The organism is Streptococcus sp. SM3 (genome assembly GCF_027497875.1).
In genome coordinates this window covers 1-10,220 of sequence record NZ_JAJNSA010000090.1, presented here as the reverse complement: position 1 = coordinate 10,220, position 10,220 = coordinate 1, and the positions used below count along the sequence as shown (strand labels likewise).

9 protein-coding genes are annotated in these 10,220 nt (G+C 39.7%); 7 read left to right on the top strand and 2 right to left on the bottom strand.

Going from position 1 to position 10,220, the window contains the following annotated elements:
- Positions 1 to 505, top strand: a 505-nt coding sequence (locus PAN06_RS11100) for an AAA family ATPase (RefSeq protein WP_269796330.1), incomplete at its 5' end; no start/stop codon positions are given.
- Positions 506 to 565: 60 nt separating this feature from the next.
- Here the strand turns inward: PAN06_RS11100 and PAN06_RS11095 are convergent.
- Positions 566 to 1,048, bottom strand: coding sequence for an S-ribosylhomocysteine lyase (locus tag PAN06_RS11095; RefSeq protein WP_000032547.1), 483 nt, complete (start codon positions 1,046 to 1,048; stop codon positions 566 to 568).
- A 94-nt stretch (positions 1,049 to 1,142) separates the two neighbouring features.
- Entirely contained in the window at positions 1,143 to 2,627 is a 1,485-nt protein-coding gene (locus tag PAN06_RS11090; RefSeq protein WP_004262049.1) for a DUF1846 domain-containing protein, read from the bottom strand.
- Between the two features lie 152 nt (positions 2,628 to 2,779).
- Between PAN06_RS11090 and PAN06_RS11085 the strand changes: the two genes are divergently transcribed.
- The 6 genes from PAN06_RS11085 to PAN06_RS11060 form a co-directional block, all read left to right on the top strand.
- Positions 2,780 to 4,387, top strand: coding sequence for an alpha-glucosidase (locus PAN06_RS11085; protein ID WP_269796329.1), 1,608 nt, complete (start codon positions 2,780 to 2,782; stop codon positions 4,385 to 4,387).
- Positions 4,388 to 4,583: 196 nt separating this feature from the next.
- Entirely contained in the window at positions 4,584 to 6,542 is a 1,959-nt protein-coding gene (locus PAN06_RS11080) for a peptide ABC transporter substrate-binding protein (protein WP_269796328.1), read from the top strand.
- Positions 6,543 to 6,774: 232 nt separating this feature from the next.
- A complete protein-coding gene (locus PAN06_RS11075; RefSeq protein WP_004263760.1) occupies positions 6,775 to 8,220 on the top strand; it encodes an LCP family protein in 1,446 nt (481 codons plus the stop codon).
- A 1-nt stretch (position 8,221) separates the two neighbouring features.
- A complete protein-coding gene (gene cps4B, locus PAN06_RS11070; protein WP_004263758.1) occupies positions 8,222 to 8,953 on the top strand; it encodes a capsular polysaccharide biosynthesis protein Cps4B in 732 nt (243 codons plus the stop codon).
- Between the two features lie 8 nt (positions 8,954 to 8,961).
- The gene (cpsC, locus tag PAN06_RS11065) at positions 8,962 to 9,654 is read left to right on the top strand and encodes a capsular polysaccharide biosynthesis protein CpsC (protein ID WP_004263755.1); all 693 of its coding nucleotides are present in this window, start codon (positions 8,962 to 8,964) and stop codon (positions 9,652 to 9,654) included.
- A 9-nt stretch (positions 9,655 to 9,663) separates the two neighbouring features.
- A partial coding sequence (locus PAN06_RS11060) for a tyrosine-protein kinase (protein WP_269796327.1) occupies positions 9,664 to 10,220 on the top strand: 557 nt, incomplete at its 3' end.

Below are 10,220 nucleotides of genomic sequence, written 5' to 3'. Positions count from 1 at the left end.
GATTACCCTTCTCCTCCAAGTCTTGGATGATGGTCGTTTGACTGATGGTCAAGGAAATACCGTTAACTTTAAAAACACAATCATTATCGCAACATCAAATGCTGGTTTTGGCTATGAAGCCAACTTGACAGAAGATGCGGACAAACCAGAATTGATGGATCGTTTGAAACCATTCTTCCGCCCAGAATTCCTTAACCGCTTTAATGCAGTTATCGAGTTCTCGCACTTGACCAAGGAAAACCTTTCTAAGATTGTGGACTTGATGTTAGCTGAAGTTAACCAAACCTTGGCTAAGAAAGACATTGATTTGGTAGTCAGTCAAGCAGCTAAGGACTATATCACAGAAGAAGGTTATGACGAAGTCATGGGTGTTCGTCCGCTCCGTCGCGTGGTTGAACAAGAAATTCGTGATAAGGTGACAGACTTCCATTTGGATCACCTAGATGCCAAACACCTAGAAGCAGATATGGAAGATGGCGGTTTGGTTATTCGTGAAAAAGCCTAAGACAAAATTTTGAGGATAAAAAAGAAGGAGCCAGATGAAAAACTGGTTCCTTTTTTGTGTTTAAATCACATGACGCTCAAAGGCATCATCTGAAATCCCTTGTTCAAGGATGAGTTTCGCCCATTCTTTAGCAGAGAAGAGGCTGTGGTCCTTATAGTTTCCGCAAGATTCGATGGTTGTTCCAGGAACATCTTCCCAAGTAGTGGTTTCAGCGATTTCCTTAAGCGAATCCTTGATAACAGCTGCAATTTCGGCGCTGGTATGGCGCCCCCACATAATCATGTGGAAGCCTGTGCGGCAACCAAATGGTGAACAGTCAATCATGCCGTCGATGCGGGTACGGATGAGCTTGGCTAAGAGGTGCTCGATAGTGTGAAGGCCAGCAGTAGGGATAGAGTCTTCATTGGGTTGCACTAAACGAATATCATAATTGGAGATGATGTCTCCCTTTGGCCCTGTTTCTTCCCCAATCAAGCGAACATAGGGTGCTTTAACTATGGTGTGGTCAAGTTCAAAACTTTCAACAATAACTTCTTTTGACATGGTAAATCCTTTCAGTTTTCTCCTATCATTATAACATAAAGCTGGCTCCTGGGACAGAGAGAAAACCTCTCCGAGAGTGGAGAGGTTGAAATCTTTATTTACGATACAAGCGGTCGTATTGGTAGTAAGGGTCAAAGGTTACATTGATACCCAGTTTACGAAGGACATTCTTGTCTTCATCTGTCAAGATGATGGTTGAGTGGGCTTCGCTTCCTTTGAGGTTGCCAAGTTCTTCCATAGCACGAGCAGCATCAGGATTTTCCGTAGCTGTGATAGCAAGTGCAATCAGGATTTCATTTGAATGAAGGCGTGGATTGCGGCTACCCAGATGATCGATCTTAAGACCTTGGATTGGCTTAACAACTTCAGGTTCGATTAGTTTCACTTCTTTAGCAATATCAGCTGATTTCTTGATAGCGTTGATAAGAGCAGCGGCTGTAGGGCCAAAGAGTTCTGAGTTCTTACCAGTGACAATTTCCCCAGTTGGCAATTCAAGGGCTAGGGCTGGTCCGCCAGTTTCTTCAGCTTTTTGGCGTGCAGCAACAGCAACCTTACGGTCTGCTGGTGTGATGCCGAGGTCATTCATAAGCAACTCGATTTTCTTGACAGCTGCTTCGCCAACTTTTTCGGCTTTGAAATCAAGAACAGTTTGATAGTAACGGCGGATGATTTCTTGTTTAGAAGCTTCGACAGCAGCATCGTCATCAGTAATAGCGAAACCAACCATGTTGACACCCATGTCTGTCGGTGAAGCGTATGGAGATTTACCGAGGATACGTTCTAACATGCGCTTGAGCACTGGGAAGATTTCGATATCACGGTTGTAGTTGACAGTGGTTTCTCCGTAGGTTTGGAGATGGAAGGGGTCAATCATGTTGACATCATCAAGGTCTGCTGTGGCAGCCTCGTAAGCCAAGTTGACTGGGTGATGAAGGGGAAGATTCCAAACTGGGAAGGTTTCAAATTTAGCGTAACCAGACTTGATACCATTGATTTGATCGTGGTACATATTTGACATACAGGTTGCTAATTTTCCAGAACCAGGTCCAGGAGCGGTTACGACGATCAAGTTGCGACTGGTTTTGATGTAGTCATTTTTTCCCATACCTTCTGGAGAAATAATGTGATCCATATCTGTCGGATATCCTTTGATTGGATAATGAAGATAAGAGTCAATTCCGTTTTTCTCAAGTTGGTTGCGGAAGGAATCTGCAGCTGGTTGGCCAGCGTATTGTGTAATGACAACGGAGCCGACAAAAATCCCTAATTCATTGAATTTATCAATCAAACGAAGAACTTCTTGGTCATAAGAAATGCCCAAGTCGCCACGTGCTTTAGAATGCTCGATGTTGCTAGCGTTAATGGCAATGACAACCTCGACTTGCTCTTTCAATTCTTGCAAGAGCTTGATTTTGTTGTCAGGCTCATAACCAGGAAGCACGCGAGCAGCGTGGAAATCTTCTAACATTTTGCCACCAAACTCCAAGTAGAGCTTGCCGTCAAATTGGTTAATGCGCTCCAAAATGTGGTCGCGCTGTAGATTCAAATATTGTTCAGAACTAAAAGCTTGTTTTTTCATTTTTTTACCTCTGACCTCTATTATAATAAAAAATTGGAAGTTAGGAAACTATGGAGTTAAAAAAGGAATCAAAAAGATTAGGCAAACGCTTGCATAAAAATCTGAAAAGCGCTATCATAGACTATAGATTATTAAAATAATGAGGTAAGAAGATGCAAGAAAAGTGGTGGCACAATGCCGTAGTCTATCAAGTTTATCCTAAGAGCTTTATGGATAGCAACGGAGATGGAATTGGCGATTTGCCAGGAATTACCAGTAAGTTAGACTATCTAGCCAAGTTAGGAATTACAGCGATTTGGCTTTCTCCTGTTTATGACAGTCCTATGGATGATAATGGCTATGATATTGCTGATTATCAAGCGATTGCAGCTATTTTCGGAGCTATGGAGGACATGGACCAACTGATCGCGGAAGCTAAGAAACGTGATATTCGTATCATCATGGACTTAGTGGTCAATCATACCTCAGATGAGCATGCTTGGTTTGTCGAGGCCTGTGAAAATCCTGACAGTCCTGAGCGAGACTACTATATCTGGCGGGATGAACCCAACAATCTTGATTCCATCTTTAGTGGGTCTGCTTGGGAATACGATGAAAAGTCAGGTCAATCCTATCTCCACTTTTTCAGCAAGAAACAGCCTGATCTCAACTGGGAGAATGAAAAACTTCGCCAGAAAATTTATGAGATGATGAACTTCTGGATTGATAAAGGCATTGGCGGCTTCCGTATGGATGTTATTGACATGATTGGTAAGATTCCTGATGAGAAAGTAGTCAATAACGGTCCTATGCTCCATCCTTATCTCAAGGAAATGAATCAGGCAACTTTTGGGGATAAAGATCTCTTGACAGTGGGAGAAACTTGGGGGGCGACACCAGAAATTGCCAAACTCTACTCTGATCCAAAGGGTCAAGAATTGTCTATGGTCTTCCAGTTTGAACATATCTGTCTTCAGTATCAGGAAGGGCAACCTAAATGGCACTATCAAAAAGAGCTGAATATCGCTAAGTTAAAAGAGATTTTCAACAAATGGCAGACAGAGTTAGGAGTTGAGGACGGTTGGAATTCGCTCTTCTGGAACAATCATGATCTCCCTCGTATCGTCTCAATCTGGGGAAATGACCAAGAATACCGCGAAAAATCTGCCAAAGCCTTTGCAATCTTGCTTCATCTCATGAGAGGAACACCCTATATCTACCAAGGCGAGGAGATTGGGATGACCAACTATCCGTTTGAAACACTGGACCAAGTAGAAGATATTGAATCCCTCAACTATGCGCGTGAAGCTCTTGAAAAAGGCGTTCCGATGGAAGAAATCATGGACAGTATCCGTGTCATTGGTCGTGACAATGCCCGTACCCCTATGCAATGGGACGAGGGCAAAAATGCTGGTTTCTCAACAGGTCAACCTTGGTTGGCAGTGAATCCAAACTATCAAGCAATCAACGTTCAAGAAGCGCTGGCAAATCCCGATTCTATTTTCTATACTTATCAGAAACTGGTTCAAATCCGTAAGGAGAATAGTTGGCTGATTCGAGCTGACTTTGAATTGCTTGATACGGCTGACAAGGTTTTTGCCTATATCCGTAAAGATGGGGACCGTCGTTTCCTAGTTGTGGCAAACTTGTCCAATGAAGAACAAGACTTGACAGTAGAAGGAAAAGTCAAATCTGTCTTGATTGAAAATACCACGGCTCAGGAAGCCTTTGAAAAACAAATCTTGGCTCCATGGGATGCTTTCTGTGTGGAATTACTATAAACATTTTTTACAGAAAAATTTAAAAATGAAATCGTATAAAAACAAGGGAGGACTGTATGAAAGGCAGAAATCCTTTGTTTTTTTTATGACAAAAGTTTATAAACTTTCATTCTAGAAATTCAATTAACTTTACAAATGCTTGCTATTTTGGTAAAATAAACTTATGTTACAAAAACTAACATAAAGGAGAAAGAAGATGAATACAAAAAAGCGTGTCCTTAGCGCAGGCCTGACCTTTGCGGCTGCTTTACTTTTAGCTGCTTGCGGACAATCAGGTTCAGATACAAAAACTTACTCATCAACCTTTAGTGGAAATCCAACTACATTTAACTATTTATTAGACTACTACGCTGATAATACAGCCATCATTACCAACCTAGTTGATGGTTTGCTTGAAAATGACAATCACGGGAACTTAGTTCCGTCTTTGGCAGAAGACTGGTCTGTTTCAAGCGACGGTCTGACTTATACCTACAAACTGAGAAAAGATGCCAAATGGTTCACGGCTGACGGTGAAGAGTACGCCCCAGTCAAAGCACAAGATTTTGTGACAGGTATCAAGTATGCAGTGGATAATAAATCACAGGCGCTTGACTTGATTCAAAACTCAATCAAGGGCTTGAATGATTATATTACAGGAGCGGATTCTGACTTTTCTAAGGTTGGAGTGAAAGCCATTGACGACCAGACTGTTGAGTATACTTTAGCACGCCCAGAACCTTACTGGAACTCAAAAACAACCAACAGTATTCTTTTCCCAGTGAATGAAGAGTTTCTAAACTCAAAAGGGAAAGATTTTGGGACCCTATCTCCAGATAGCATTCTCTACAGCGGACCTTATTTGTTAAAAGATTTCACATCAAAATCATCGATCGAGTATGTGAAGAATCCGCATTACTATGATCATGACAAAGTATCGATTGAACACGTAAAATTGGCTTACTTTGATGGTTCAGACCAAGAATTGACCATCCGTAACTTTGAAAGTGGAGCTTATTCTATCGCTGGAGTTTATCCAAATAGTTCTAACTTTGCTAAGATCAAGGAAAAATATAAGGATAATATCGTCTATAGTTTGCAGGACAAGACTTCTTGGTATTTTAATTTCAACGTCAACCGTAAGGCATACAACCATACGTCTAAAACGACAGATGAGCAGAAGAAGTCAACTGAGACGGCTGTCTTGAACAAGAACTTCCGCCAAGCAGTGAACTTTGCCTTGGACCGCACAGCCTATTCTGCCCAGTCAAATGGGGAAGAAGCAGCTAGCAAGACTCTTCGTAACACCCTAGTGCCTCCAACATTTGTCCAAGTTGGAGACAAGACCTTTGGAGAAGTAGTCGCTTCTAAATTGGTCAACTATGGCACAGAATGGTCAGATATTAACTTGGCAGATGCTCAGGATGCCTATTTTAACAAAGAAAAAGCCCAAGCAAAATTTGCGGAAGCTAAAAAAGAATTGGCAAGTCAAGGTGTGACTTTCCCTATTCACTTGGATGTGGCTGTTGATCAGACAAGTAAAAATGCTGTGACAGGCATGAACTCAGTTAAGCAGACCCTTGAGTCAGTTTTAGGTGCTGATAACATTGTCATTGATGTTCAACAACTTTCAACAGATGATTTTAATAACGTAGCCTTTTTAGCGCCAACGCCAGCTGATCGAGACTACGATTTGAACTTTGATGGCTGGGTAGGTGACTACCAAGATCCGTCAACTTATCTCAATCCTTTCAATGCAGAGGATGGGTTCTACCTCAAGATTTTTGGTTTAGATGCTCAAGAGGATAAAGCTAAGATTGCTAGCTTGGGGCTTGATACCTACACCAAGATGCTCAAAGATGCAGATAGTGAAAATAAAGATGTAGCCAAACGCTATGAAAAATATGCTGAAGCACAGGCTTGGATGATTGACAATTCTCTGATTATGTCAGCCATGTCAAGTGGTGGAACAGCTTCTGTAACCAAAGTGACGCCATTTACAAGAGGCTATTCACTGGTCGGCATCAAGGGTGATGGCAATAACTACAAGTATATGAAACTGCAAAAAGATACTGTGACAACCAAACAGTATGAAGAAGCCAAGGCCAAATGGGAGCAAGAAAGCAAAAAAGCAATCGAAAAAGCTCAAAAAGAAGCAGAAAATCATGTTAAATAGATTATCGAGGTTCCGTAAGGGACCTCGTTTGTTATATTTTTGATTCTTCTGTCTATGAAACGAGAATGTCAAAATAGGAAACGATAGATACTATACAGGTTATAAAAAACAATTATTCCTTCGGAGTACATTTAGAAGATGCATTGAAAACGCTGATAAAAAAAGGAATAAATGGAAATTATTTCATGATTGTGATATAATAATTCTGATAATCAACATATAGGGGAAAACTATGAATAAACGTTCAAAAAGAGCCCGTTCGGGTAAAGTTAAGCGGAGTATTAATATAGCCTTATTAACCATTTATGTATTATTGGGTGGTTTTTTGCTGTTCTTGATTTTTAGACATAATATATTGGCGTTTAGATATCTGAATGTTATGACGGCAGCTGTAGTGATTTTGGTCGCTTTAGCGAGTCTGCTTTTGATCATTTATAGAAAAGCAGAAAAGTTTACGATTTTCTTTTTAACACTAGCTATTTTAATGAGTTCAGTTTCTTTTTTTGCACTGCAACAATTTGTAGGCTTTACTAGTCATATCAATTCTACGTCAAATTACTCAGAATACTCAATGAGTGTTGTTGTTCTGAAAGATAGTGACGTTCATAATGTCACACAACTAGATAGTGTTACAGGGCCAACGGATACAGATAATGAGAATATTCAAAAATTGATAGCTGATATCAAAGCTAGTCAGAGCAAAGAATTGACGGTTGAACAAAGCACCTCATATCTTGCGGCTTATAAGAGTTTGGTATCAGGTGAAGCGAAAGCAATTGTATTAAATAGCGTCTTTGAAAATATTATAGAATCTGAATACCCTGATTACGCATCAAAAATTAGGAAAATCTACACTAAAAATATCACCAAAGAAGTAGCTGCTCCTAAAGTTTCTAAGAACAAGTCCTTCAATGTCTATGTGAGTGGTATTGACACTTACGGACCAATTAGTTCGGTTTCTCGTTCAGATGTCAATATTTTGATGACTGTAAATCGAGATTCTAAAAAAATTTTATTAACAACTACCCCTCGAGATTCCTATGTTCCGATTGCAGACGGAGGGAATAATCAAAAAGATAAGTTGACTCATGCAGGTATTTATGGAGTAGACTCATCTATTCATACTTTGGAAAATCTTTATGGAGTTGATATTAACTACTATGTTCGCTTGAACTTCACTTCGTTCTTGAAATTGATTGACCTTTTAGGTGGTGTAGATGTGTACAATGATCAGGAGTTTACATCTCGTCACGGGAAGTTCCATTTCCCAGTAGGAAATGTTCATTTAGATTCTGAGCAAGCTCTTGGGTTTGTTCGTGAGCGCTACTCTTTAGCTGATGGGGATCGTGACCGTGGCCGTAATCAACAAAAGGTCATTGTCGCAATCATTCAGAAATTAACTTCTACCGAAGCATTGAAAAATTATAGTGATATCATTCAAGGCTTGCAAGATTCCCTTCAAACAAATATGCCGATCGAAACGATGATGGATTTGGTTAATACTCAATTGGAGAGTGGTGGCAGTTATAAAGTCAACTCTCAAGATCTCAAAGGTACAGGTCGAATGGGACTTCCTTCTTATGCTATGCCAGATAGTAACCTCTATATGATGGAAATCGATGATAGTAGTCTAGCAGCTGTTAAAAGTGCGATACAAGATGTGATGGAGGGAAGATGATATGATTGATATCCACTCTCACATTGTTTTTGATGTAGATGACGGCCCAAAGTCTATAGAAGATAGTAAATCTCTTTTAAGAGAAGCATATAATCAAGGGGTTCGAATGATAGTTTCGACTTCACATCGTCGAAAAGGGATGTTTGAGACTCCAGAAGAAAAAATAGCGACGAATTTTTTAAAGGTTCGTGAGATTGCTAAAGAAGTGGCAGATGATTTGGTCATTGCTTATGGAGCAGAGATATACTATACTCCAGATGTTCTAGAAAAACTTGAAAACAAGCGTATTCCTACTCTCAATGATAGTCGTTATGCTTTGATTGAATTTAGTATGAATACACCCTATCGCGATATTCATAAAGGGTTAAGCAATATTTTGATGTTAGGGATTACACCAGTGATTGCTCATATTGAACGTTATGATGCGTTGGAAAACAATGAAAAACGTGTTCAAGAACTGATTGATATGGGATGCTATACGCAAGTAAATAGTTCTCATGTTCTAAAACCTAGGCTCTTTGGCGAAACCTATAAATTTATGAAAAAGAGAGCCCAATATTTTTTGGAGAGAGACCTGGTTCATGTCATTGCAAGTGATATGCATAACTTAGATAGTAGACCCCCTTATATGGAGGAGGCTTATCAGATTATTTCTAAAAAGTATGGTAAAGCCAAGGCTGAAGAACTATTTGTAGAGAACCCTAGGAAAATTATAATGGATCAAATAATTTAGGAGAAAATATGAAAGAACAAAATACTATGGAAATCGATGTATTTCATCTGCTTAAAATTCTTTGGAAACGAAAAATTCTAATTGCATTGGTAGCAATTGTAGCTGGAGCTTTAGCTTTTGCTTATAGTGCTTTTATCGTTAAACCGGAGTTCACTAGTACTACACGGATTTATGTAGTTAACCGTAATCAGGGAGATAAGCCTGGTTTGACAAACCAAGACTTGCAAGCTGGATCATACTTGGTTAAAGACTATCGTGAAATTATTTTGTCTCAAGATGTTTTGGAAAAAGTTACATCTAATTTAAAATTAGATCTATCACCAAAAGCTTTGGCTAGTAAAATCAAAGTAACCGTACCAGTCGATACCCGTATCGTTTCTATTTCAGTTAATGATAGAGTCCCTGAGGAAGCTAGTCGTATTGCTAACTCATTGAGAGAAGTTGCCGCTGAAAAGATTATCAGTATCACACGCGTTTCTGATGTCACAACACTTGAAGAAGCTCGTCCGGCTACAGCACCATCTTCTCCAAATATTCGTAGAAATACAATTATCGGGCTACTTGGAGGAACAGCCTTTATGGTTATCGCTGTTCTTATCGTTGAACTGGTTGACACACGAGTGAAACGTCCAGAGGATATTGAAGATGTTATGCAAATCGCATTGTTGGGAGTTGTTCCAAATTTGGATAAGTTGAAATAGGAGAGAGATATGCCGACATTAGAAATAGCACAGAAAAAATTAGATCTGGCCAAAAAAGCGGAAGAATACTATAATGCCTTGCGTACGAATATACAATTGAGTGGAAATAATTTACAAGTAATTTCTATCACTTCTGTAAAACCGGGTGAAGGAAAGTCAACGACTTCTACAAATATTGCTTGGGCATTCGCGCGTGCAGGTTACAAGACCCTGTTAGTAGATGCTGATATTCGTAATTCTGTCATGTCAGGTGTCTTCAAGTCACGTGAAAAAATTACTGGATTGACAGAATTTTTATCTGGAACAACAGACCTATCTCATGGTTTATGTGATACCAATGTTGAGAATCTATTTGTGGTTCAAGCTGGGTCTATCTCACCCAACCCAACTGCTTTATTGCAAAGTGAAAATTTTAGCACTATGATTGACACACTTCGCAAGTATTTTGATTATATTATTGTTGATACAGCGCCTATTGGTATCGTTATCGACGCAGCTATTATCACACAAAAATGTGATGCATCTGTTTTAGTTACTGCGGTAGGAGAAGCTAACAGAAAAGATGT